This is a genomic window from Pseudomonas koreensis (assembly GCF_024169245.1).
GTDB lineage: Bacteria > Pseudomonadota > Gammaproteobacteria > Pseudomonadales > Pseudomonadaceae > Aquipseudomonas > Aquipseudomonas koreensis_F.
Genome location: NZ_JALJWP010000001.1, coordinates 5,734,529 through 5,756,052, shown reverse-complemented (window position 1 = coordinate 5,756,052; position 21,524 = coordinate 5,734,529). Strand labels below are relative to the sequence as shown.

The window sequence follows — 21,524 nt, the reverse complement described above, 5'->3', positions numbered from 1 at the left end:
GATTTAAAAAAACAGCCCCATCCGCCGCTCGTACCCAATCCGTCCCTTGTATGCTTCGCCGCTGTCGACGTAGCCATACCTGGCGTACAGCGCAATCGCCGCCTCGTTATCGGCGTCCACCGACAATTCCAGTCCCTTGATCTCCGGCCATGCTTCACGCGCGACGGCGGGCAGTGCTTGCAGACAAGCCTTGCCGTAGCCCTTGCCTTGGGCGCGGCGATCGACCTGCAAGGCATGCAACGTCGCGCTGTGTTCGTCGGCCCAGTCGGGCAATACCGGCGGGCGCTTGAGCAGCAAAAATGCCACCGGTACCTCGTCTGCGAGCAGGGCGAATCCCTTCACGCCTGGCCCGGGTTTCGACAGCAGGGTGTGCAAGGCACCGTGAATGTCGCCGGAGAATCTGATCTGTTCGGGGTGGATTTCAATGGCCTCGACTTGCTGACGCTGCAAAGGGCTGAGGCTGTCGTAAGGCACGAGTTGGGCTGACACGGGAATTTCCTTTTTCCTACAAAGAGTGAGCCTCGGATTCTAGCGATATTGTCGTCAGCGAAATTTTTTTGTTTGCCCTGTCGATCCGCGCAAAGGGCAAACGACTAAGGGTGTCTTCACAACAAAAAACCACGGAGAACACCATGAGCGCACAGACTGATATCCAGACTCTGATCAACAGCTATCGCGAAGCGGTGATGGCCAAGGATGTCGAAAAAGTCATGGCCTTGTACGCCGACGACATTGTCTCGTTCGATGCGATCAAGGCCCTGCAATTCAAGGGCAAAGCGGCCTACCGCGCGCACTGGGTCGAGTGCATGGAGATGTGCCCCGGCCCGCACATCTTCGAGTTCCACGAAATCGCCATCGAAAGCGCCGACAACATCGCCTTCGCCCACTGGGTGGCTAACTGCGGCGGCACCAACGACAAGGGCGAAACCCAGAGCTGCTGGATGCGTGTCACTGCCTGTTACCGGCAGGTTGGCGGGACGTGGAAGATTGCTCACGAGCACTGGTCGGCACCGTTCGATCCGATGAGCGGCGCGACGCTGTTCGATGTGACTCCCTGATCTTCAGCCATAGTTGATCCGTTCGAATCAGGAGATCGCCATGAAATATCTATGCCTGGTCTACAGCGATGAAAGCCTGTTGCACTCCTCGCCGGACAGCCCGGAGGACGCCGAATGCTGGGCCTACGCCGAGTCGGTGCAGGGCAGCGGGCGAATGATCGCCGCCGAAGCGTTGGAGTCGGTAGAGACCGCAACCACCGTACGGATGCGCAACGGCAAGTTGTCGATCACCGATGGGCCTTTCGCTGAAACCAAGGAGCAACTGGCCGGTTTCTACCTGATCGACGCCAAGGATCTCAACGAAGCGATTCAGCTCGCCGGCAACATTCCCGCAGCCCGGGTCGGCAGCGTTGAAGTGCGCCCGGTGCGGCAGTTGAATGTCTGACGTCAGGGCGCGGGTCGAGCAGGTCTACCGCGAGGATTCGCGGCGGATCCTGGCGACGCTGATCCGCCTGCTCGGTGATTTCGACCTCGCCGAAGAAGCCTTGCACGAGGCGTTCTTCGTCGCGGTCGAGCGCTGGCAACGCGACGGCGTGCCGGACAACCCGCGCACCTGGCTGGTCTCGACCGGACGTTTCAAAGCCATCGACGTGTTGCGCCGGCGCGCGCGGTTCAAGGCCTCGCAGCCACTGCTGCTGGCGCAACTCGATGAGCTGGAACAGGCTGACTGGAGTGGTGAAGACGTGGAAGACGATCGCTTGCGGCTGATCTTCACCTGCTGCCACCCGGCACTCGCGGCGGATGCGCAAGTGCCGCTGACCTTGCGCGAAGTCTGCGACCTCACCACCGAAGAAATCGCCCGTGCTTTTCTCTCGGCACCGGCGGCGATTGCCCAGCGCATCGTGCGCGCGAAAGCCAAGATACGTGACGCAAAAATTCCTTATCAAGTGCCGACGCTGCATGAACTGCCCGAGCGCCTCGACAGCGTGTTGCGGGTGATCTATCTGGTGTTCAACGAAGGCTATTCGGCTTCTGTCGGCGCCGAGCTGACCCGCGAGGATCTGACGCGCGAAGCGATTCGCCTGGGGCGCTTGTTGATGGAGTTGCTGCCGGAACCGGAGGTCATGGGTCTGCTGGCGCTGATGCTGCTGCACGAATCACGTCGACCGGCGCGCACCTCGCCGAGCGGTGAACTGGTGCTGCTCGACGATCAGGATCGCGCGTTGTGGGATGCCGGGTTGATGGCAGAAGGTTGCGCGCTGGTCGAGCGTGCGCTGAGTACACGACGCTTCGGGCCGTATTGCCTGCAGGCGGCAATTGCAGCGGTGCATGCGGAAGCGCCGTCGGCGGCGGAAACCGACTGGCGGCAGATTGTCGGTCTTTATGACGTCTTGCTGCGCGCTGTGCCGTCGCCGGTGATCGAGTTGAACCGAGCGGTGGCGGTGGCCAAGCGTGATGGAGCGTTGGCCGGTTTGTTGTTGATTGAAGGGATTTTGGCCCGAGGCGAGTTGCAGGATTACCACCTGGCGCATTCGGCGCGGGCGGAGTTTTGTCGGCAGTTGGGGCGGGTGGAGGCAGCGAGGGCGGCGTATCAGCGGGCGCTGGAGCTGACGCGGCAGGAGCCGGAGCGGCGGTTTATCGAGGGGCGACTGAAGGAACTGGATTGATCTGGAATCTGCGTCGATGCTGCTGGCCCTTTCGCGAGCAGGCTCGCTCCCACAGGTGAACGCATTCCAATTGTGGGAGCGAGCCTGCTCGCGAATGGCAGCACCGCTTATTCGAGCATCTTGCTAAGCAACCAACTCCCCGCCGGCCCCGGCGGATACAAGCGCGACCACAAGGCATCGACAAACACCGGTTTCGGCCAGCCGCGCACTTCGAGCTCTATAAGCAAATCATTGGCATAACGTTGCACCAGCCACCTGGGCAACGGGGCCCAGCCGAAGCCTTTTTCCGCCATTTCCAGCAGCATCAGATAACTCGGCGCCGACCACACCCGCCCTTTGCCACGGCTGTCATACGGATTGACAATGGTCGCCAGCCGCAGCTCGCGATGTTGCTCGAGAATCTGCTGATCGACATGCTCAAGCTTCGCCAACGCATGCTCGCGGCTGACGAACAAGGCAATCTCCGTGCGCTCGGCCACGGTCGAGGTCACAAGATCCGGCGGGTAGTTGTCTTGCATTTCCGCGAAGGCCAGATGCGCCCGGCCGCGCTGGACCAGTTCGATCAGGTCATCGCATTCGGCAATCAGACATTCCAGCTCCAGCTCCGGATAACGCTGTTCGAAACCGACGAGTGCCGCCTCAAAGCGATACGACTGATAGGTATCGGAAATCGCCACGGTCAACTTCGGTTCCACGCCTTGCGCCAATTGCCGTGCGCTCATCTCCAGACGACTGGTAGCGGCCAGGATCGCTTCGGCTTTCTGCAGCATGACGTGGCCGGCGGGGGTGAGCGTGGGTTTGCGGCTGCTGCGGTCAAACAGTTGCAAATCCAGATCGATTTCCAGACTGGCGACCGCTGCGCTGATGGTCGACTGACTGCGCCCCAACTTACGCGCAGCGGCGGAAAACGAGCCTTGCGTCGCCGCCTGCACAAACGCCAACAACACTTCCTGCGAAGCCATGAACTATCGCCCTGATCGATGGTTATTGGTTATGAAGTATCGGGAATCGGTTGGATCATGGCAACCATCGTCAAACAAGGAGTCAGTCGTGACTGCCCACAAGTCCATCACCGAACGCGTTTTCCAGGCTGTTGGTTTCGAATTTCTCGCGATTCTGATCTGCACACCGTTGCTGGCGTGGATCATGCAAAAGCCGCTGCTCGACATGGGTGCGGTGACCGTGTTGATCGCGCTGTTGGCGCTGGCGTGGAACGTGGTGTTCAACCGTTTTTTCGACCGTGCATTGGCGCGGATGAATCTGCCGCACAACGCCTGGGTCCGTGTAGTGCATGCGCTGTTGTTCGAGGGTGGGCTGATCTTGATGGGCGTGCCGCTGATAGCCTGGTGGCTGTCGGTCAGCCTGTGGCAGGCGTTGTTGCTCGACATTGGCGTGCTGCTGTTCTTCCTGCCGTACACCTACGTCTACCACTGGGGTTATGACGTCCTGCGCGAGCGCTTCATGGCGCGCCGCCCATGTGAAAGCTGACGCCGATCCCTGTAGGAGCTGCGGAACGCTGCGATCTTTTGATCTTGTTTTTAAAAAATCAAAGTCAAAAGATCGCAGCGTTCCGCAGCTCCTACAGATTCGGTGTTTGAGTCAGAGAAACATGCCGCCGGACGCCTCTACCCGTTGGCCGTTGATCCACTGTCCACCCGGCGACAGCAGCAGCGCCAGTGCACCGCCAATATCATCCGGCTGCCCGACGCGACCCAGCGCGGTGTTGCTCGCGACCATCGCGTTGACAGCACTGTTGTCGCGTACCGTGCCGCCACCAAAGTCGGTTTCAATCGCACCCGGCGCCAGAACGTTCACGCCAATTTGCCGCGCGCCCAGCTCTTTCGCCTGATAACGGGTCAGCACTTCCATTGCGCCCTTCATCGCCGCATAGGCGCCGTAGCCCGGCAGGCTGAAGCGGGTCAGGCCGCTGGAAATATTGACGATGCGCCCACCGTCGTTGATCAGCGGCAGCAGTTGCTGAGTCAGAAAGAACGGCCCTTTCAGTTGCACGTTCATCAGCAGATCGAACTGCTCCGGAGTGGTCTCGCTGAACAGCGCATGCACGCCGACCCCGGCATTGTTGATGAGGAAATCAAAGCGCTGCCGCTCAAAGGTCTGCTCCAGTGCTTGGGCAACCTGCGCGGCGAACGCGGGGAAGTTTTCGCTGCGGCCGACGTCCAGTTGCAACATCGCCGCTTTCGCGCCGAGTGCCTGTAATTCGCTGACCAGAGTTTGCGCCTCATCGGCGCGGCTGTTGTAGGTGCCGATGATGTCGATGCCTTGGGCGGCGAGGTGCAGGGCGGCGCTGCGGCCCAAGCCACGACTGGCGCCAGTGATCAGTGCGATTTTGCGATTCATGCGGACTTCCTCGATTGCGTTGAGTGGGGATGGAAGAAGTGTATTTATCCGCCCTGAGGTGATAAACACGGCAAAAGCGGAATCACTGATCGGTTCAGCCGAACAATAATCGAGGCCTGTGATGAACAAACTGGAACTGTTGCGTACCTTCGTTCGGGTCAGCGAACTGTCGAGTTTCACTCTTGCCGGCGAGAGCCTCGGCCTGCCGCGCTCCACGGTGTCCGAGCAGGTGCAGGCACTCGAAGCCTTGCTCGGCACGCGCCTGTTGCAGCGCACCACGCGCAAGGTGCAGGCGACGCAGGACGGCTTGGTGTTGTACGAACGCAGCAAGGATCTGCTCTCGCACATGGATGAGATCGAGGGGCTGTTTCGTCAGGATGAGGCTTCGCTGACCGGGTGTATTCGGGTCGATATGCCGAACATTCTCGCCCGACGGCTGATCATGCCGCGCCTGCCAGAATTCATGGATCGCCACCCGAATCTGCAGATGGAAATCAGCAGCACCGATCGCCGTGTCGATCTGCTGAGTGAGGGTTTCGACTGCGTGTTGCGCATCGGCGCGCAGCCGGATCAGTCGGTGGTCGCCCGGCATCTCGGCGACTTCCCGATGGTCAACTGCGCCAGCCCCGCTTACCTGCAACGCTATGGGGTGCCGCAGACGCTGGAGGATCTGGCGCAGCATCGGCTGGTGCATTACGTCGGCGTGCTGGGCTCGCGTTCGGAAGGGTTTGTCTATGAGGAGAACGGCGAGGTGCGGCGCGTGCCAATGCCCGGCAGTGTCACGGTCAACAGCACCGATGCCTACGAAGCTGCGTGCCTGGGTGGCTTCGGCCTGACGCAGCTGCCGCGCACCGGCATGCAGCCGCATCTGGAAAACGGCGAACTGGTGACCGTGCTCGCGCAACACACCGCACCGCCGATGGCGATTTCCCTGCTGTATGCGCGACAACGGCATCTGCCGTTGCGGGTGCGGGTGTTTATGGATTGGCTCGGCGATGTCGTTCGCTCAACGCTCTGACTTGGGAATGCAACCCTGTGTAGGAGCTGCCGAAGGCTGCGATCTTTTGACTTTGATTTGTAAAAACCAGATCAAAAGATCGCAGCCTTCGGCAGCTCCTACAGGGGGATTAGCGCAGGGTCAGAAGATTTGGGTGAACAGCCAGTAGAGGCTGCCCGACAGCAGAATCGCCGCAGGCAGGGTCAACACCCAGGCCATCAACAGATTACGGATCGTCGTCATCTGCAACCCGGCGCCATTGGCAACCTTGGTCCCGGCCACGCCGGAGGACAACACATGGGTTGTCGATACCGGCAAACCGAACATGTCCGCCGCGCCGATGGTCAGCATCGCCACGGTTTCTGCCGAGGCGCCCTGGGCGTAGGTCAGGTGAGTCTTGCCGATCTTCTCGCCGACGGTCACGACAATGCGCTTCCAGCCGACCATGGTGCCGAGCCCCAGCGCGATGGCCACGGCGATCTTCACCCATAGCGGAATGAACCGCGTGGCGTTGTCGATCTGTTGTTTGAACAGCTGCAGTTTGCTGTTGGTGTCGGCATCGAAGTTACCGACCTTGTTTTTGTCCATCAGGCGAATGCTTTCGCTGGCCAGGTACATGTCGTTGCGCACGTTGCCCATGGCTTCGGCCGGGACTTTTGCCAGCGAACCGTAACCTTTGACTTCCTCGCCGATGTGCCCGGTCAGGGCGGCGAGGGCGGGAATCAGTTGCGGCGTGGGTTCCTTGCTGCGCACGTAATCCGATAGCACCGGGCGCGGATCGGCACGAAAAAGATGACGTAAGTGAACGGACCGGTTTTCTTGTCGAGCCCCGGTCTGCCACTGGCGGCGGATGCAGGGCTGGCGGTCAGTGAAGGCGTAGCCATGGCGGACGATCCTGAGCGAGGGAAGGAATGTCGCCCATGATCGTTGCAAAATGTTACAGAGAGACTGCCTCAGGTCAGTGTTTGGCTTATTGGTCTGACTATTGATCAGAGGGCAAATGCCAAAAGATCGCAGCCTTCGGCAGCTCCTACAGCGGAACACATTGCACATGTAGGAGCTGCCGAAGGCTGCGATCTTTTGATTTTAGTAATCCCCACGCTTGCGAAACGCCCAGCGCCCGGCGATCACCGTGAACGTCGCCACCAGCGCAACCAGTATCCAAAACCCATGGGGATCCTGCGACAGCGGCACACCCCCCACATTCATCCCGAAAAAACCGGCAATGATGTTGATCGGCAAGGCCAGCACCGTCACCACGGTCAGGGTGAACAGCGTGCGGTTGCTCTGTTCGTTGAGGTTGGCGGCGATTTCTTCCTGTAGCAATTTGATCCGTTCACCGAGGGCGGTGAGGTCGTTGATGATCAGCGCAAACTCCTCGGTGGATTTGCGCAGCTCCTTGACGTCCTCCTTCTGCAACCACGGCGGCGGGCGGTTGAGCAGGCGCAGCAGAGAACCCGGTTCCAGCGCCAGAAGGCGTTGCAGACGCACCAGCACACGGCGATTGGCACCAAGCTCGGCGCGGTTGGTCGACAGGCGTGAGGAAAGCAACTGGTCCTCGACCTGATCGACGCTCAGGCTGGTCTTGCGCACGATCTGCGTCAGCACTTCGCCCTGATCGCGCAGCAGGTGCACGAGCAATTCCGACGGCGAACGAAAGCACTCGCCGGCCTTCACCGACGAGCGCAATTTGTCCACCGAATGCAGCGGTTGCAGGCGCGCGCTGACGATCAGCTTGCTGCGCACGCAGACCCACAGCGTCGACACGTCCGAGGAGACCATGCTGCTGAGGTTGAACACCACATCGTTGACCACCGCCAGCAGCGCCGAGTCGACATGCTCGATGCGCGTCGACCGCGAACCCTCGTGCAACGCCTCGAAAAATTCGTCGGGCAATTGCAGATGACTTTTCATCCAGCGCTCGCATGCAGCATGGGCCAGGTTCAGGTGCAGCCAGAGGAATTCGTCACTGTCGCTGTCGTCCTGCAAACAGCGCAACGCCGTCGCCGAATCGATCTCCCGACCGCGCTCACCGGGCAGGAAGCGAAAGCCGTAGAGCAGGCCAAACAGATCCGAATCGCGATGGCTGATATCGAGGCTATGGTTCATGGCGGCTCGCTGGGAGGAGGGTGTCTGGTAGAGGATTTTCAGGTTCACCTGAGCGGCATCATCGCAAGCTCACATGACCGTTTTGTGTCAGCGAAATGACGTCAAATCAATGCGTTACCGACTGTCGGAAGATTCTCAAGAAGCGCTCTGGCGCGCCGATCCCAGGTGAGTTAGCTTGCGCGCCATTGGCTTCTTGCCATGGTGCGACGACAGGGAAGTCCGGCCATTTTTCACGTCCGCTCGGGCGTGCCTCATCCCTGCTTCGAGTACCTTGCAATGCTGCAAAAATCCCTGAGAGCGCAAATTCTCGCCCTGCTGAGCGGCAGTCTATTGGCGATGCTGTTGATCGCCCTGGCCTGCTTTCATTTCCTCTCCAACGGCGTGCAAAGCTACAGCCAGTTGATCGCCGGCCCGTTGCACACTTCGCAACTGATCGATGAAGCCAACCTGCAATTCAAGGTGCAGGTGCAGGAGTGGAAAAACGTCTTGCTGCGCGGCAAGCAACCGGCGGATCTGGCGAAATACTGGAGCCAGTTCGAAGAGCGTCAGCGCGACGTGCAGACCATCCTAGGCGAATTGGCCGGCCAGAAAGGTATCGAGCCAAATCTCAAATCACGCATCGAACGTTTGCGCGAAGAGCATCGCCAGTTGGGCGCGGCGTACCAGAAGGGCCGCGATGCCTACGTGGCTGCCGGTGGTGATCCGAGCGCCGGTGACGCCGCAGTGAAAGGTGTCGACCGCGCCACCAGCGAGCAGATGAGTGCACTGGTCGCCGAGCTGCGCCAGCAGGGTACCGAGCAATCGGCGCTGATCAGTGCAGCCGCCGATCGTACGGTGTGGCTGGGCCTGTTGGTGATGCTCGGGTCAGGCTTGTTGATCGGGTTGTTGAGTCTGTGGCTGGTCAGTCGCAACCTGATCGAGCCGATTCGCAAACTGATCGATTACGTCAGTCGTTTGAGCCGTGGCCAACTGGCCGAGCGCGTGGTCAGCGAGCGTCGCGATGAGCTGGGCAACCTCGCCGCCGCCGCGAACACCCTGCGCGATTTCCTTGCCGACACCTTCACCCGGTTGCAGCGCAGCGCCAGCGATCTGGACAGCGCCAGCGGCGAGCTCAATGCCATTGCCACGACCATGGCCGGCGGCACCAGCGAGCAGTTCAACCGCACCGATCAGGTCGCTACGGCGATGAATGAAATGTCCGCCACGGCTCAGGAAGTCGCTCGTCACGCCGCCGATGCCGCGCGGGCCGCCGACGATGCCGATCAGTCGGCGCAGCAGGGCGAAAAGGTCATGCAAATCACCATTCATTCCATCACACAGATGCGCGGTGAAATCGCCAACACGGCCACGGTGATCCGTCGCCTCGAAACCGACAGCGGTCGAATCGGCAAGGTACTGGAAGTGATTCGTGGCATCGCCGAACAGACCAATCTGCTGGCACTCAACGCGGCCATCGAAGCGGCACGGGCCGGTGAGGCCGGGCGCGGTTTCGCGGTGGTTGCCGATGAGGTGCGCAACCTCGCCCAGCGCACGGCGGAGTCGATTATCGAGATCAACCAGATCATTCAGAACGTGCAGACCGGCGCTGTCGACGCGGCGCATGCTATCGAGAGCGGCCAGGCACGCAGTGATGAAAGTGTCGAGCAAGTGACTCAGGCTGGCGCGATGCTGGAGCGCATCACTCTGGCGGTGGAAGCGATCCGCGACATGAACCGTCAGATCGCCACGGCGGCCGAAGAGCAGACGTCGGTGGCGGAGGATATCTCGCGCAACCTGACTGAAATCACCGCGATTGCCAGCACCAACCTGGACAACGTACAGCGCACCGAAAGTGCCAGTCAGAATCTGCATGGGTTGTCGGGACAGTTGAACGAGGTGACGGCGCGGTTGAGTGCCTGATTTTGGCTGGCGGTTTGTCAGTGTTTTCGGCGTGATGGCTTTTGCCCCTCACCCTAACCCTCTCCCAGAGGGAGAGGGGACTGACCGTGTTGATTGTTCAAGATACGCCGACCTGAGATGTCGAGGTGCACTCAGGCTGGTAGTCCTTTGTGATGGCTTTTGAATTTTGAGGCGAACTCAGGCTCCGAAATTTCCCCGATCTGCTCCCTTTCCCCCTCGCCCCCTTGGGGGAGAGGGCTGGGGTAAGGGGGTAAAGTTTTCACTGACAACTCATCAACAAAGCCAAACGCAAATCATAAAAAAACCGCACGATCTTAAATCGTGCGGCTCTTTAACAGCGGTCTATCAAGTGTCTTGCTTGTCGCTCAGCACTTTACCGGTGGTGGCATCAAAGTCCACGTCGAACTCTTTGCCGTCAGCAGTTTTCAGTTCAACTTCGTACTCGTAACCGTTGAAGTGGTTATCCAGGTCGGTGTCGGTAATCGTTGCGCCCGGGTGCAGTTTCAGGGCTGCTTCGTTCATCGACTCCAGCGATTTGATCTTGCCGTCCTTGACCAGTTGCGGGATCTGGTCGATACGCACGTCAGCCTGAGCCAGGCCAGCGGTAAGAGTCAGGGCAGCGGCGGTAAACAGGGCAGTCAAAGTTTTCATCGGTTCATTCCTTGGCAGTGCGTTGAAGTGGTTGATCTGTGTAAGTGGGTTCAGATTAACCAGCGCAACTTAATTCACCCTTAAATCTCTGCCTCGCGATAAAACTGCTCTTTGTGGGAGCGAGCTTGCTAGCGAAGCAGGCAACTCGATAACGGCTCAGAAACCGTTCTTCTTCAAAACCTCATCAACACTGCCAGCCGCCGGACGCTTGTAAAACTTCAACAGTTCACTGGCGCGGTTGGTAAAAATGCCATCGACACCGGCCGCCATGACTTTCTCGTAATCCACCGGCTCGTCGACCGTATAAACGTGCACCAGCATGCCTTGATCGTGGGTGTACTGATTCATCCACGGTTGCACCAGATCGGAATAGCTCTGGTCACCACCATGGGTCAGTTTTGCCGAAGGGCCGGTGCCGATCGCGCCCTGGGCCTTGGCGTAGTCGACCCATTGCTTGAATTCCGCTTCGGATTTTGGCTCCTGCTTGCCGTAGAACACGTTTTTGTCTTTCTCACCGGACGCAGCAAACGTCACGGCGGATTTAGGCTCGATGCTGCCTTCGCCGACCCACAACAGCAGGATCTTCGGCACTTGCGGCATTTCTTTCTCCAGCAGTTCGAGGCTGGATTTGTCGAACGTCTGCAGGATCACCTTGCCTTTGCCCTGACCGACGCCCAGCGCACTTTTCGCCAGTTTCGAACCGGCCGGACTGAGCCAGCCGCGATCCTGCAGTTTTTCCTTCAGGTCGTGTTCGATGCCGGGAAACAGCTGCGGCTCTTTGGTTTCGATGTACAGGCCCGGCTTGTGTTGCGGATTGGCGCGGGCGATGTCGATGATTTCATCAAGAGTGAGGATTTTCAGCCCTGCGTAAGAGGGGCGCGCGCGGTCCGGGTACTTGGTGTTGAACCAACTGCCGGCGTCGAGGGTTTTCAGTTCGGCCATGGTGAACGCGGTGGCCGGGCTGTCCTTGCGCTCGGGGAATTTGCTGGCGACGTCGGTGGTGCGTTGCAGGTTGTCGTCGTGCAGGGCGAAGAGCACGCCGTCCTTGCTGCGTTGCAAGTCCATTTCCAGGTAATCGGCGCCCAGGTCACGGGCCAGTTTGTAGGCCGCAGCGGTGGATTCCGGGGCATCGAACGACGCGCCACGGTGGGCAATCACCGCTGGATGCGGAATGCCATGAGCAGCAGCGATTGCCTTGGGCTCCGGGTGGCTGTCGGCGTGCGCCTGACCGAGGCCGAACAACAGACTCAGCACCAGGGCGCTTCGGGTAAAAGTAGCAGGCATGGTCGAGTTCCTTTCGCAGGTTTTATTCAAGACGTACCTTTTAACAACTGAAGCGTCGCAGGGCTATCGCCAGACCGACATAAAGCGCGCAAAACGGAAATTTCCTGCACTTTTGTGGCGCTGTTTGCAGTACGCTTGCCCTCGGCATACGCCCCGGCAGAGGGCGCGCCGCTGTGTTGCCCTGCGTGTAAACCATCGATCATCTTTCGTGAGGTTTACCATGCGCATCACCTCCCAACTCATCTGCCAGGCCGCCGACGATCTCAAAGGCTTCGTCGGCCTCAACCGCAAGACCGGTCAATACATCGTGCGCTTCAGCGAAGATTCGTTCGGTATGGACGTGGCCGATGACGGCATCATTCCGACCAGCGAGTTCGTCTGGGCACCGCTATCGGACAACACCATGACGCTTAAGCGCGAACTGATTCAGTTGCTGCTCGATCAACACATCGACGAGCGCATCAACATCACCGAGCCGTTGCGGGTTTATATGAGCAGGGTCGAGGTGCCGGAGATTGTCGCGGTGCGGAGTCTGGTGCGCAGCTGAGGTTTGTAGTGTGGTTGCGAGCCTCTTCGCGAGCAGGCTCGCTCCCCCCTTGAATCTGCGCCGGTCACAAACTCCCTGTGGGAGCGAGCCTGCTCGCGAAGGAGGCACCTCGGTTCATCGCCAGCCGCAATTCCCACCCAACCACGAACTGATGTCAGCCTCCATCACCCCGGCACACGCTCATTGGCAAACATGCTCACCGCATCCACCGCCTCACTCGCGCCATCACGAATCTGCAGAATCACCGTGCCAGCCTGATTGGCCAGTTCCACGCCTTCGGCCGCACGATCGCGAGTGCCTTGCATGCTCTTTATCGCTTGCCGCGTTTCGCTCTGGATCAGACTGATCATGTTGGAAATTTCGGCGGTGGAGCCGCTGGTGCGCGCCGCCAGTTGCCGCACTTCATCGGCGACCACGGCAAACCCGCGACCCTGTTCACCGGCGCGTGCCGCTTCGATGGCAGCGTTCAGCGCGAGCAGGTTGGTCTGGTCGGCGATCGCGCGGATGGTGTTGACGATCGCGGTGATCTGCTCGGAGCGGTCGCCCAGTTGCGCAATCAGAGTCGAGGATTGGCTGATGTCCTCGGCGATTTCGCGCATTTCGCTGGCAGCCTGTTGAATCACTTGCGTACCTTGCTCGGCGACTTTTCGCGTCGCCACCGAGATGTGATAAGCGGTGCTGGCACTGCGTGCGTCCTGCTCATGTTGTTCGACACGGGCGGTAACGTCTGAAGCGAACTTGACCACTTTGTACAAGCGCCCCGAGGCGTCGTAGACCGGGTTGTAGTTGGCCTCCAGCCACACGGTCTGGCCGCGTTTGTCCACGCGTTCGAACTGACCGTGGAAGAACTCGCCCTGATTCAGGCGCCGCCAGAAATCCTGATAGGCGCTGCTGTTGACCAGCGCCGGGGTGCAGAACATACGGTGATGCTGGCCCTTGAGCTCCGCGAGGTTGTAACCCATACGCGTGAGAAAATTCTGGTTGGCGGTAAGAATGTTGCCCTCTAGATCGAACTCGATCACTGCCATCGCGCGATCGATTGCCTGCAACTTGGCGTTGGCCTCGTTTTCCTCCTGCACTTTGCTGGTGACATCCATCGCGTACTTGACCACTTTGATCACCCGTCCCGATGCATCCTTGATCGGGTTGTAACTGGCCTCCAGCCAGATCGCCTGGCCTTTGCTGTTGACCCGTTCAAAGGTGCCCGACTGGAACTGGCCGTTTTTCAGGCGCGACCACAACTCAGTGTATTGGGCGCTACGACCGAATTCCGCCGTGCAGAAATGCCGGTGCGGCTGGCCGATCGCCTGGGCAGCCGTGTAACCCATGGTCTTGAGGAAATTGTCATTGGCACGCAACACCACGCCATCAAGATCGAACTCGATCACCGCCATTGAACGGTTGATCGCTTCGAGCATTGCAGCTTGGTCAAAAACGGTGTGTTGCAGTTCTTCGAGGGCGGCTTTGTGGCGATTGAAAAACATGCTTGCGATACTCGGGAGTGGGGAAAATCAAAAGGATTCAGTCCCTATTCCTGCGCCGGCAGACCGAAATGCACAGGCGGCATTCGGCGGTGACTGCTCAATGCCAGCGTTCCGTTACTGGCAGATGGCTACTTATACAAAACTTCATAAAGTTGTACAAGGAAGGAATTTTTAGCAAGTTTGTATAACTTTTTGCGAGATTAGTTGTACACGCTTCGGCACACGCTTTGAGTCAGCGCTGGTACCGCGCCAGAAACATTTCCAGCGCCGACTCCGCCACCGTGTTCTGCGCGTCTGGATCAAGGGCCGCGCGGCCGAGCGAGATCTGTGGCCAGAAGGCGAAAGCCTTGAGCAAACCTTGCACTTGATGCGCAGCAAACTCGGGATCCACCGGTTTGAGCCGGCCGTCGGCTTGTGCCGCGCGTATCCAGACAGTCAGACCTTCCTCGCGCTCGCCCATGCGCTCGATCATGTTCTGCGCCCGCTCGGGGGAGTGAATGGTTGCGGCGATTGCGACCCGCGCGAGGGTGAGAAAATTCTCGTCGGCCATCATTTGCACTTTCTCCCGCAACATTTGCCGCAACTGCTCGCTCAGCGGTTGATCGCGGGTATAGCTCACCGATGGCTCGGCAATGATCCGCGCCCACAATTGATTGAGGATTTCGGCGAACAGCTCCTCCTTGCTGGGGAAGTGGTTGTACACCGTACGCTTCGACACCCCGGCGGTGGCGGCGATCTTGTCCATGCTGGTGATTTCGAACCCGTGGGCACGGAATTCGGCGATCGCCGCCTGGATGATGGCTTCGCGTTTGCGGTCGGTGAGGCGTCGTGGAACGGTCATGAGCGGGCTTCGGCAGAGAAGGGAGGAAATTACACTCGGCAGTTTACTTGGCGTCAGCTTTGATGCAACCTAGAAACTACACCGCTCAGTGTAATGTTGCGTTAATCCTCGCACCTTACAAACCAGAGCGTTTGGCCTTTGCGTGCAGCCTGGCCTTTTTCATTTCCCGCGCAATACCGTGCATCACACGGTTTCGGAGTCGTTCAGTCATGGCCAATCCAGTTTCTCTCCCGGATAACAATCCCACGCCTGAAGCCTCTCGACAGGATCAAGGGCTGTTTCGCAATCACGCGCCGGTGCAGCGCGAAGGCCTGCGCAAAATGCTGCGAATCATGTGGAACATGATTTTCCACAAACCGCGCAACACCCGTCCAACCGCCGCCATCCCCGTGCAGCCCCTGACGCGGGAAGATCTGCTCGCCGCTCCCAACCACAGCGTCTATCGCCTCGGGCATTCAACCCTGTTGCTGAAGATGCGCAACAAGTTCTGGATCACCGACCCGGTCTTCGCCGAGCGCGCCTCGCCCGTGCAGTGGGCGGGGCCGAAACGCTTTCACCAGCCACCGATCAGCATTGACCAGTTGCCGCCGATCGAGGCGGTGGTCCTCTCGCACAATCATTACGACCATCTCGACTACGAAGCGGTACGCAAACTCGCCGCCAAAACCACGTACTTCCTGACACCGCTGGGCGTGGGCGACACCCTGATCAAATGGGGCATCGACGCGAGCAAAGTGCGCCAGTACGACTGGTGGCAGGGCACCGAAATCGCCGGCATCCGCTTCATCGCCACACCGTCGCAGCACTTCTCGGGCCGCGGCCTGTTCGACGGCAACAGCACGCTGTGGGCGTCATGGGTGATGATCGATGGTGACACACGCATCTTCTTCAGTGGCGACAGCGGTTACTTCGACGGCTTCAAACGCATCGGCGAACAATACGGCCCGTTCGACCTGACCCTGATGGAAACCGGCGCCTACAACGTCGAATGGCCCCACGTGCACATGCAACCGGAAGAAACCCTGCAAGCCCACATCGACCTCAAGGGCCGTTGGCTCTTCCCGATCCACAACGGCACCTTCGACCTGGCCATGCACGCCTGGCACGAACCCTTCGACCGCATCCTCGGCCTCGCATGGGAACGCAGTATTGCCATTACCACACCGCGAATGGGTGAAGCGTTCAACATTGCGCAACCCGAACGGGGGAGCGCTTGGTGGATGGCGGTGGAGGAGGAGGGGGATGCGGTGTTAGAGAACGCATGAATTGCTCAGTTGGTGAGGGGCATCCCCCTCGCCAGCCTATTCAGCCATCGCAAAATCCCCACGCCCCACCGATTCCCCCGACATACCCTGCGCCCTGACACTGCGCCCCGGTGCAAACCCCGGAAAGAACACCAACCCCTGCGCCTCGAACCGATAAGCCAGTGCCAGCCTCGCGGCATCCGCCACGTCCTGCTGCGTTTCGAACCGCTGAATATCTGCCACCGCCACTTCGGCCTCGCGGGACAGTTGTTCAACGCTCCAGCCCAGCATGGCGCGGGCCTGGACGCAGTGGGTCGGGGTGAACTGGAAAAGGGCAATGCGTTCGAGGACGTGGTTCATCGCAAGAGAGGCCATGGTGTGCTCCGGGCTCAAAAGTGCTGATTGAAAATGTACTGTGTTTTTGTACAGTTGTTTTCGGCCGGGATCAAACGCAATTTTCGAATTTGCCTAGTTCCCCGGCTCCAACCAGACGGACGGTGCCTGTCCGAGCACGCGCCTAAACATCGTCGAAAATGCCGCCGGGCTCTCGTATCCGAAGTCCAGAGCAATCCGCGTCACCGCTTCCCCCGCCGCCAACCGTGCCAGTGCCTGCACCACGCAGGCTTGCTGTCGCCATTGGCGGAAGCTGAGCCCGGTCTGCTGCCGAAACAATCTGTTAAAGGTACGCAAGCTTATGTGTAACTGGTCTGCCCAATGCTGCGGGGATTGATGGGTATTGGGCATGTTCAGAAAGGTCTGACACAGACCGAGGAGCTTTCCTTCGGCAGGCATAGGAATGTGTAGGGGAAGAGGCGCACTGCGTGTCAGTTCATGCAACAGCAAATTGATCAGCACGCCATCACGCCCAGACTCGTCGTACGTCAGCGGCACGTCCACTGCTTCCATCAATAATTGCCGCAGTAGCGGCGTGACATTCAGCACTTGGCAATCCGACCCCAGATCCACATTGCCCGGTTCGATATACACACTGCGCGTGCTCACCCCGAGCATCAAAACCTCGTGGGCCACGCCCGGCGGAATCCACACCGCGCGCTGCGGCGGCACCACCCAATTACCGTTCCGAGTGCTTACCTGCATCACGCCGGTGGCGCCGTAGAGCAATTGCCCACGTCGATGCGTATGGAACGGGAGTAGGTGGCCGTGGGAATAATCGGTACCGATGGCCACGACCGGGCGAGGCGTGTCTTCAAGCTGATTGATCGAAATATTGCGCATCGGGCGTGGCTCAGACGATTGGCGTAAACGCGAACATTATTGGCTGAACTACTGAAGCCGGCCAGTGCATGTCACTCTAATGTCGTGGGCTTCCCAACCCTGGACGCCCGCCATGTTCTATCTCCTGCTGACACTGTTCGGCTGCCTTACCGGTATCAGCGCCGTGCTCTTCGGTTTCGGCGGTGGCTTCGTCATCGTGCCGCTGCTCTACCGCATGTTCACCGCCACACACGCAGCCGCCGACCCTATCGCGCAATCGGCCATGCACATCGCCGTGGCCACCTCGACCTGCGTGATGATCGTCAACGCCTTGATCGCCACACGCAAACACCAACGCGCGGGCAATCTGCTCCGGGACTACCTTTGGCCATTGGGCGGGTTTATCGGCCTGGGCGCGGTCGTCGGCGCCATCGCTGCGATGTGGGTCAGCGGCGAAGTGATCCGCTACGCCTTCATCGCCTATCTCGGCGTGACCATCGTCGATTGCCTGCTGCGCCGCGGATTTCTCACACAGTCCCACGCCACGATCCCACGGCGACTGACCTCGACGGAAACATCCGCCGGCGGTGTAGGCATCGGCGCCATCGCGACCTTCCTCGGCGTAGGAGGAAGCGTCATGACCGTGCCGCTGCTGCGCCGTTGCGGGCTGAGCATGTCGCAAGCCACATCCATGGCCAATCCGCTCAGCGTGCCGGTGGCATTGGCCGGGACGCTGACGTACATGGCGCTGGCCGGGTTCACCGGGGCTGATTTGGGCGTTTGGTATATCGGGTATGTCGATGTGCTGGCGTTTGCGCTGCTGACGGTTGGCTCGTTGCTTGGGATCAGATTGGCTGCGCCGTTGATAGGGCGGATACCGGATCGGGTGCATGCGTGGGTGTACATCGCGCTGCTGACTATCGTGATGCTGGGCATGCTGCTCTAGTAGAGCCTCGATTCCTGCGCGCATACTTCGCAGCCTCATTCATTCAAGGATCGATCCATGCTCAAGGGACTGATGCGCCTGGCACCATACGCTGCTGTGCTGTTCTCATTGATTTCCATCGCCCATGCCGAAGAAGGCCCGCGTGTCTTTACCGGTACGTTGGGCAAGATGCCGATTGTGGTTGAACTCAACACCACGCAGCAGGATGAAGTAACTGTGGATTGGTGAACCTGATAGCGCAGCCACCGAATACGATCAACTGAAAGTCATGGCGCCGTGGCTGGTCAAACAGTTCACCACGCTGTACCCCGAGGAAATGAAAAAGCCCGCCGAAGACGATGGCGACTGCGACTACACCGATGAAAGTGTTTGGGGTTACTCCAACTGGCACTTCACGCCGAAGGGGATTTACCTGGGCGCTTACTTCGCCCGCATCCAGCGCAACTGCGACAACCCCGATTGGCCAGTGCTGCCGTACTCGCTGGTCAACCAACACCGTGGCGAAGCCAAACTGCAACTACCCAAAAGCTAACCGTCACTCCAGCCCCGGCGCTTCACGAATAATGAAGTGATCCAGGTTCTCGATATTGGCATTGAAGACCTCGAAAGGCTTTTCGGGGTTCTTCTTGCCGGGCACCTGCTTCAACTCCGGCGTCACTCCATAAAAGAAACAGAACAACGCCTTGTCGCTATCCACCGCGTGCTTGATCTCTTCCAGAAACGCCTTGCGCTTGCGGTAGTTGTCGATCAGCTTCTTGTTCAGATAAACACTAACCGGATACGGCTTCTTTTTGCTGTCCTCGGGCTTCTTGAACCAGACCTTGTCCTCGAAATCGATTCGAAAACTGGCACTGTGGAAGTCCTCGATCTTCTTGATCCGCCCCCAGTAAATCAGCCCCTTGTTGTCCGTCAGATACTCAATCTTCTTGAAGAACGAACTGTACGGCGCCGAATGCTCACCGACCTTCAGCGGCATTCGCTTGAGCAACTCCTTGTCGGCGAAGTTCGACACAAAACACTCCACCGGATGCGCAAACACACTGGTCTTGTCCGGCGCCGACTCACGACTCGCCGCCTCTTTACCAGCGTCCGCCGCCACCCGCACCGGATCATCGCGCAACACATCCGCCGCCCCCGCTGGCGCGACAGGCTTGCGCACATACTCACGGCGGGTCAGCAACAGCTCTGATGGAAAGTGTTCCTCACGCCCGTCATCCACCTCGCCATCCGCCGCTTCAACCCCCGGCGCCGACGCCTTCAAACTCACATACGGACAACCCGCCACATGCTGCGTCGTGGGCAGATTCTTGAAGTGCGGCGTGCGCACGTAATTCACGTTCTTGGCGTTGAACGTACCCAACTCGTTGGAAGCCTCGAACGCCGAACGACAGGCATCGTTGGGGCACTGGAAGTGCTCCTTCGCCGAGTCAAACGCCACCGTCTCATCGAAATTGAGATCGCGAACATCATAGATCGACAACTTGTCGTCGAGGCTGAGGCAGTAGGCGAGATCGAATTTCATGGTGGGGCTCGGATCCTTGAGTGGGGGAGGGGTATTAATAGCGGGAGGCGGAGCGGGTTGCACTGATTGTTTTCAGGATGATGCTGGATTTGTAGGAGCCAGCGTGCTGGCGATTCCAGGCATCGACCAGATTTCGATCCGTACACCAACATCGCAGGCCACATATCCCCCTGTGGCGAGGGAGCTTGCTCCCGCTGGGCTGCGAAGCAGCCCCAAAACTGGCAAATGCGATGGGGTTAGACAGATTGAACTATGAGCCTGGCGACTGCTGCGCAGTCGAGCGGGAGCAAGCTCCCTCGCCACGGAATTTTGGCTCAGTTACTCACGCTTCAACCGTTTAACCCTGTCATAAAGCGACTCGGTGAACTCTTTGCTGTCATTCGAGTGATGGCAGCGCCGATGACAGTTCGGACAAAGTGCTACAGCGTTGCTGATTCGATCAGAACCCTTATTCGCCAAATGCTTCACGTGATGAACTTCAAGGTAAGGCGAGTCGTTTTTAGTGAATGGCGCCGGTTCACCACACCCTTCACATATCCCTTTGGCTTTCTGACGGACCCAGGCTCTAACCTTCGGATCACGTATAAATGCAGTGCTTTGGGCGGGAGCGCGCTTCGGCTTCACAATCCCCGCAGGTTCATCTTCAAGAGGCAGTTTCTCTAGCGCCAGAGCTCTCTGCTCTAGCGCTTCTTCATCCGCAGTCGCAACCGTTGGATCCCCAAGCGTGACCCCTTTGGCAATCAACACTGCTCGGATGGCTGGCTCAACGTTAGTCCCAACGTTTCTGGCAGGCTTGTACCCTTTGATGTAGTCCCTATGCATTCTCAATAAAACGGCAGAGATATTCTGCATGCGGAATTCAACTGAGCCTTCAGTGCGGTTGTGCAGGGCAGATGCACGCAGTACGCGATTCTCATGTGCCTTGTTGAATTTTTGGCCGATTCGCTCAAGCTCAAACATTTTCAGGTAGGCATCAACCGCTGCCTCAATCTCAGACACAGTCCAGTCAGTGTCTTTTTTCTTGTCGCTCATAAAATCGCCGAGGGTTGAAAACCCTCGGACGATACTGAGTGGCCATTACGGCTGTCTAGGAAAATTCCTACAGAGATTTGCGACAGTTCTCGCAGGTGATCTCACAAGCAGCACCTAACTCATCAGATGCTTCGACGACTGAAATACCTCTGCAGCCTTCCGCCACCAAGACTTCGGGGCAGTCGCTCGCTGCTGTGTCTGGCCCTGCAATAGATATGGCATATCTCGTAGCCGAATCCAGCCTTCATCCTGCCAATGCAACAGACTCACAGACATCTCGGGCCATTTCAAAAAACTAAGCATAGGTAGATCCGGATTTTCCGAGGACGCAGCATCGCGTAAGGCTGGAACCACTTGATGGGTCAGCCATTCACGCAACAGACGATTACCTGGGACGTAGTGATATACCAACAGCGCATACACGCCGGACTCACTGAGCATCAGCTGCTTCTCAGGTTGCCGGTGATACTCAATCCACAGAAAACGATGCTGATCCTTGTCCAGTTTGCTGACCATTCGATTACTGAGATGGACGCCCATCAAGCGACCAATATCGCGTGCGCAAAACCATGGCTGGCCTTCAAGGAGGAGGGCGTGGAGAGAGAGTTTGTGCAGAGTGAAGACAGTCGAACTGTGAGGTTCAGACATGGCAAGCCTCCAGTGCTGGAAGCATGTAGATGATGTTGAGGTTGAAGCTGATTTCCTTCGTGCCGAAGGAGACATTTTTAGG

At 58.8% G+C, this 21,524-nt stretch carries 23 protein-coding genes and 2 pseudogenes; 11 read left to right on the top strand and 14 right to left on the bottom strand.

Features of this window, described 5'->3' with window-relative positions:
* Positions 1 to 3: 3 nt before the first annotated feature.
* On the bottom strand, positions 4 to 489 hold the full coding sequence (locus J2Y90_RS25520; RefSeq protein ID WP_253504653.1) for a GNAT family N-acetyltransferase: 486 nt from the start codon (positions 487 to 489) through the stop codon (positions 4 to 6).
* A gap of 143 nt (positions 490 to 632) precedes the next feature.
* Here J2Y90_RS25520 and J2Y90_RS25515 point away from each other — a divergent pair, with 143 nt between their 5' ends.
* The 3 genes from J2Y90_RS25515 to J2Y90_RS25505 are packed head-to-tail and all read left to right on the top strand — an operon-like array spanning position 633 to position 2,665.
* The gene (locus J2Y90_RS25515; protein WP_253504650.1) at positions 633 to 1,058 is read left to right on the top strand and encodes a YybH family protein; all 426 of its coding nucleotides are present in this window, start codon (positions 633 to 635) and stop codon (positions 1,056 to 1,058) included.
* A 40-nt stretch (positions 1,059 to 1,098) separates the two neighbouring features.
* The gene (locus tag J2Y90_RS25510; RefSeq protein ID WP_253504647.1) at positions 1,099 to 1,443 is read left to right on the top strand and encodes a YciI family protein; all 345 of its coding nucleotides are present in this window, start codon (positions 1,099 to 1,101) and stop codon (positions 1,441 to 1,443) included.
* Positions 1,436 to 2,665, top strand: coding sequence for an RNA polymerase sigma factor (locus J2Y90_RS25505; protein WP_253504644.1), 1,230 nt, complete (start codon positions 1,436 to 1,438; stop codon positions 2,663 to 2,665). Before J2Y90_RS25510 ends, J2Y90_RS25505 begins: the two co-directional genes overlap by 8 nt.
* Before the next feature lie 107 nt (positions 2,666 to 2,772).
* Here J2Y90_RS25505 and J2Y90_RS25500 read toward each other — a convergent pair whose 3' ends face one another.
* Complete coding sequence (locus J2Y90_RS25500) at positions 2,773 to 3,627, bottom strand: LysR family transcriptional regulator (RefSeq protein ID WP_253504641.1); 855 nt, start codon at positions 3,625 to 3,627, stop codon at positions 2,773 to 2,775.
* Positions 3,628 to 3,715: 88 nt separating this feature from the next.
* Here J2Y90_RS25500 and J2Y90_RS25495 point away from each other — a divergent pair, with 88 nt between their 5' ends.
* Positions 3,716 to 4,153 (top strand): multidrug/biocide efflux PACE transporter, encoded by a 438-nt coding sequence (locus tag J2Y90_RS25495; RefSeq protein ID WP_253504638.1) that lies wholly within the window; start codon positions 3,716 to 3,718, stop codon positions 4,151 to 4,153.
* 111 nt (positions 4,154 to 4,264) lie between these two features.
* On the opposite strand, the gene J2Y90_RS25490 is transcribed toward J2Y90_RS25495, so the two are convergent.
* Entirely contained in the window at positions 4,265 to 5,023 is a 759-nt protein-coding gene (locus J2Y90_RS25490) for an SDR family NAD(P)-dependent oxidoreductase (RefSeq protein ID WP_253504635.1), read from the bottom strand.
* Between the two features lie 121 nt (positions 5,024 to 5,144).
* Between J2Y90_RS25490 and J2Y90_RS25485 the strand changes: the two genes are divergently transcribed.
* Positions 5,145 to 6,041 carry a LysR family transcriptional regulator gene (locus tag J2Y90_RS25485; RefSeq protein ID WP_253504632.1) on the top strand — a complete coding sequence of 299 codons (897 nt, stop codon included), beginning with the start codon at positions 5,145 to 5,147 and terminating at the stop codon, positions 6,039 to 6,041.
* A 120-nt stretch (positions 6,042 to 6,161) separates the two neighbouring features.
* On the opposite strand, the pseudogene J2Y90_RS25480 reads toward J2Y90_RS25485, so the two are convergent.
* Positions 6,162 to 6,803 (bottom strand): annotated as a pseudogene (locus J2Y90_RS25480) (inorganic phosphate transporter); the annotation flags it as partial.
* A gap of 303 nt (positions 6,804 to 7,106) precedes the next feature.
* The gene (locus tag J2Y90_RS25475) at positions 7,107 to 8,129 is read right to left on the bottom strand and encodes a transporter (protein ID WP_253504629.1); all 1,023 of its coding nucleotides are present in this window, start codon (positions 8,127 to 8,129) and stop codon (positions 7,107 to 7,109) included.
* Between the two features lie 276 nt (positions 8,130 to 8,405).
* Here J2Y90_RS25475 and J2Y90_RS25470 point away from each other — a divergent pair, with 276 nt between their 5' ends.
* Entirely contained in the window at positions 8,406 to 10,028 is a 1,623-nt protein-coding gene (locus J2Y90_RS25470) for a methyl-accepting chemotaxis protein (RefSeq protein ID WP_253504626.1), read from the top strand.
* Positions 10,029 to 10,373: 345 nt separating this feature from the next.
* On the opposite strand, the gene J2Y90_RS25465 is transcribed toward J2Y90_RS25470, so the two are convergent.
* Positions 10,374 to 10,679 (bottom strand): PepSY domain-containing protein, encoded by a 306-nt coding sequence (locus tag J2Y90_RS25465; protein WP_042607223.1) that lies wholly within the window; start codon positions 10,677 to 10,679, stop codon positions 10,374 to 10,376.
* Positions 10,680 to 10,835: 156 nt separating this feature from the next.
* A complete protein-coding gene (locus J2Y90_RS25460) occupies positions 10,836 to 11,963 on the bottom strand; it encodes a glycerophosphodiester phosphodiesterase (protein ID WP_253504623.1) in 1,128 nt (375 codons plus the stop codon).
* A gap of 220 nt (positions 11,964 to 12,183) precedes the next feature.
* Here J2Y90_RS25460 and J2Y90_RS25455 point away from each other — a divergent pair, with 220 nt between their 5' ends.
* Entirely contained in the window at positions 12,184 to 12,510 is a 327-nt protein-coding gene (locus J2Y90_RS25455) for a DUF2025 family protein (protein WP_253504622.1), read from the top strand.
* A gap of 164 nt (positions 12,511 to 12,674) precedes the next feature.
* Here the strand turns inward: J2Y90_RS25455 and J2Y90_RS25450 are convergent, their stop codons facing one another.
* Together J2Y90_RS25450 and J2Y90_RS25445 are read right to left on the bottom strand one after the other, a co-directional pair.
* Positions 12,675 to 13,994: a methyl-accepting chemotaxis protein gene (locus J2Y90_RS25450; RefSeq protein WP_253504619.1), complete on the bottom strand. Its 1,320-nt coding sequence runs from the start codon at positions 13,992 to 13,994 to the stop codon at positions 12,675 to 12,677.
* A gap of 232 nt (positions 13,995 to 14,226) precedes the next feature.
* Positions 14,227 to 14,835, bottom strand: coding sequence for a TetR/AcrR family transcriptional regulator (locus tag J2Y90_RS25445; protein ID WP_253504616.1), 609 nt, complete (start codon positions 14,833 to 14,835; stop codon positions 14,227 to 14,229).
* 209 nt (positions 14,836 to 15,044) lie between these two features.
* Between J2Y90_RS25445 and J2Y90_RS25440 the strand changes: the two genes are divergently transcribed.
* A complete protein-coding gene (locus tag J2Y90_RS25440; RefSeq protein WP_253504613.1) occupies positions 15,045 to 16,100 on the top strand; it encodes an MBL fold metallo-hydrolase in 1,056 nt (351 codons plus the stop codon).
* 36 nt (positions 16,101 to 16,136) lie between these two features.
* On the opposite strand, the gene J2Y90_RS25435 is transcribed toward J2Y90_RS25440, so the two are convergent.
* On the bottom strand, positions 16,137 to 16,454 hold the full coding sequence (locus J2Y90_RS25435; protein WP_253504611.1) for an XRE family transcriptional regulator: 318 nt from the start codon (positions 16,452 to 16,454) through the stop codon (positions 16,137 to 16,139).
* 93 nt (positions 16,455 to 16,547) lie between these two features.
* On the bottom strand, positions 16,548 to 17,315 hold the full coding sequence (locus J2Y90_RS25430; RefSeq protein WP_253504608.1) for an AraC family transcriptional regulator: 768 nt from the start codon (positions 17,313 to 17,315) through the stop codon (positions 16,548 to 16,550).
* 112 nt (positions 17,316 to 17,427) lie between these two features.
* Between J2Y90_RS25430 and J2Y90_RS25425 the strand changes: the two genes are divergently transcribed.
* From J2Y90_RS25425 to J2Y90_RS25415, 3 genes and pseudogenes are all read left to right on the top strand, one after another.
* Entirely contained in the window at positions 17,428 to 18,240 is an 813-nt protein-coding gene (locus tag J2Y90_RS25425) for a sulfite exporter TauE/SafE family protein (protein WP_253504605.1), read from the top strand.
* A gap of 57 nt (positions 18,241 to 18,297) precedes the next feature.
* Positions 18,298 to 18,468 carry a hypothetical protein gene (locus J2Y90_RS25420; protein ID WP_253504601.1) on the top strand — a complete coding sequence of 57 codons (171 nt, stop codon included), beginning with the start codon at positions 18,298 to 18,300 and terminating at the stop codon, positions 18,466 to 18,468.
* Positions 18,464 to 18,772, top strand: a pseudogene (locus J2Y90_RS25415) (hypothetical protein); the annotation flags it as partial. The gene J2Y90_RS25420 and the pseudogene J2Y90_RS25415, both read left to right, overlap by 5 nt.
* Positions 18,773 to 18,775: 3 nt before the next feature.
* On the opposite strand, the gene J2Y90_RS25410 reads toward J2Y90_RS25415, so the two are convergent.
* The 3 genes from J2Y90_RS25410 to J2Y90_RS25400 all read right to left on the bottom strand — a co-directional run bounded on the left by J2Y90_RS25410 (position 18,776) and on the right by J2Y90_RS25400 (position 21,442).
* Positions 18,776 to 19,762: a hypothetical protein gene (locus J2Y90_RS25410; RefSeq protein ID WP_253504597.1), complete on the bottom strand. Its 987-nt coding sequence runs from the start codon at positions 19,760 to 19,762 to the stop codon at positions 18,776 to 18,778.
* 318 nt (positions 19,763 to 20,080) lie between these two features.
* Positions 20,081 to 20,794 carry an HNH endonuclease gene (locus tag J2Y90_RS25405; RefSeq protein WP_253504595.1) on the bottom strand — a complete coding sequence of 238 codons (714 nt, stop codon included), beginning with the start codon at positions 20,792 to 20,794 and terminating at the stop codon, positions 20,081 to 20,083.
* Positions 20,795 to 20,908: 114 nt separating this feature from the next.
* A complete protein-coding gene (locus J2Y90_RS25400; protein WP_253504592.1) occupies positions 20,909 to 21,442 on the bottom strand; it encodes a BRO-N domain-containing protein in 534 nt (177 codons plus the stop codon).
* Positions 21,443 to 21,524: the final 82 nt, after the last annotated feature.

What these genes read in the sequence shown, in the direction of transcription:
- J2Y90_RS25515 (WP_253504650.1), top strand. Translation starts at nt 633, where the DNA reads ATGAGCGCACAGACTGATATCCAGACTCTGATCAACAGCTATCGCGAA.
- J2Y90_RS25510 (WP_253504647.1), top strand. Translation starts at nt 1,099, where the DNA reads ATGAAATATCTATGCCTGGTCTACAGCGATGAAAGCCTGTTGCACTCC.
- J2Y90_RS25505 (WP_253504644.1), top strand. Translation starts at nt 1,436, where the DNA reads ATGTCTGACGTCAGGGCGCGGGTCGAGCAGGTCTACCGCGAGGATTCG.
- J2Y90_RS25500 (WP_253504641.1), bottom strand. Translation starts at nt 3,627, where the DNA reads ATGGCTTCGCAGGAAGTGTTGTTGGCGTTTGTGCAGGCGGCGACGCAA.
- J2Y90_RS25490 (WP_253504635.1), bottom strand. Translation starts at nt 5,023, where the DNA reads ATGAATCGCAAAATCGCACTGATCACTGGCGCCAGTCGTGGCTTGGGC.
- J2Y90_RS25485 (WP_253504632.1), top strand. Translation starts at nt 5,145, where the DNA reads ATGAACAAACTGGAACTGTTGCGTACCTTCGTTCGGGTCAGCGAACTG.
- J2Y90_RS25475 (WP_253504629.1), bottom strand. Translation starts at nt 8,129, where the DNA reads ATGAACCATAGCCTCGATATCAGCCATCGCGATTCGGATCTGTTTGGC.
- J2Y90_RS25470 (WP_253504626.1), top strand. Translation starts at nt 8,406, where the DNA reads ATGCTGCAAAAATCCCTGAGAGCGCAAATTCTCGCCCTGCTGAGCGGC.
- J2Y90_RS25465 (WP_042607223.1), bottom strand. Translation starts at nt 10,679, where the DNA reads ATGAAAACTTTGACTGCCCTGTTTACCGCCGCTGCCCTGACTCTTACC.
- J2Y90_RS25460 (WP_253504623.1), bottom strand. Translation starts at nt 11,963, where the DNA reads ATGCCTGCTACTTTTACCCGAAGCGCCCTGGTGCTGAGTCTGTTGTTC.
- J2Y90_RS25455 (WP_253504622.1), top strand. Translation starts at nt 12,184, where the DNA reads ATGCGCATCACCTCCCAACTCATCTGCCAGGCCGCCGACGATCTCAAA.
- J2Y90_RS25450 (WP_253504619.1), bottom strand. Translation starts at nt 13,994, where the DNA reads ATGTTTTTCAATCGCCACAAAGCCGCCCTCGAAGAACTGCAACACACC.
- J2Y90_RS25445 (WP_253504616.1), bottom strand. Translation starts at nt 14,835, where the DNA reads ATGACCGTTCCACGACGCCTCACCGACCGCAAACGCGAAGCCATCATC.
- J2Y90_RS25440 (WP_253504613.1), top strand. Translation starts at nt 15,045, where the DNA reads ATGGCCAATCCAGTTTCTCTCCCGGATAACAATCCCACGCCTGAAGCC.
- J2Y90_RS25435 (WP_253504611.1), bottom strand. Translation starts at nt 16,454, where the DNA reads ATGGCCTCTCTTGCGATGAACCACGTCCTCGAACGCATTGCCCTTTTC.
- J2Y90_RS25430 (WP_253504608.1), bottom strand. Translation starts at nt 17,315, where the DNA reads ATGCGCAATATTTCGATCAATCAGCTTGAAGACACGCCTCGCCCGGTC.
- J2Y90_RS25425 (WP_253504605.1), top strand. Translation starts at nt 17,428, where the DNA reads ATGTTCTATCTCCTGCTGACACTGTTCGGCTGCCTTACCGGTATCAGC.
- J2Y90_RS25420 (WP_253504601.1), top strand. Translation starts at nt 18,298, where the DNA reads ATGCTCAAGGGACTGATGCGCCTGGCACCATACGCTGCTGTGCTGTTC.
- J2Y90_RS25410 (WP_253504597.1), bottom strand. Translation starts at nt 19,762, where the DNA reads ATGAAATTCGATCTCGCCTACTGCCTCAGCCTCGACGACAAGTTGTCG.
- J2Y90_RS25405 (WP_253504595.1), bottom strand. Translation starts at nt 20,794, where the DNA reads ATGAGCGACAAGAAAAAAGACACTGACTGGACTGTGTCTGAGATTGAG.
- J2Y90_RS25400 (WP_253504592.1), bottom strand. Translation starts at nt 21,442, where the DNA reads ATGTCTGAACCTCACAGTTCGACTGTCTTCACTCTGCACAAACTCTCT.